The 249-nt window shown below is 56.2% G+C and carries 1 protein-coding gene; it reads right to left on the reverse strand.

Annotated features, from left to right (window positions below):
• Positions 1–249: hypothetical protein (locus SB764_RS43170; RefSeq protein ID WP_410867191.1), on the reverse strand; the 249-nt coding region annotated here is incomplete at both ends.

Consider the following 249-nt stretch of genomic DNA (forward strand, 5'->3'; position numbering starts at 1 on the left):
GCTTTCGCCACGGAATTTTCCGAGTACGAGAATTGCAGTCAGTACTGAGACCAGGAGCGCGACAGGGGAGGCTCCAATGACCATGACGACCTTCACCCATGTTGTGTCAGCGTCGACGACGCCAGCGCTCGTGAGGGTGTCGAATCCGGTGTTCAAGAGAATGAGCATCATGGGGAGGACAAGGATGAAGATCACCCAGCCCACTCTTGGCGGCGTTTGCGGCTGATCGTCATCAAGTGCACCGAATAG

The sequence above is a fragment of the Paraburkholderia sp. SIMBA_027 genome, assembly GCF_046535315.1.
In the GTDB taxonomy this organism is placed as follows: Bacteria; Pseudomonadota; Gammaproteobacteria; order Burkholderiales; family Burkholderiaceae; genus Paraburkholderia; species Paraburkholderia tropica.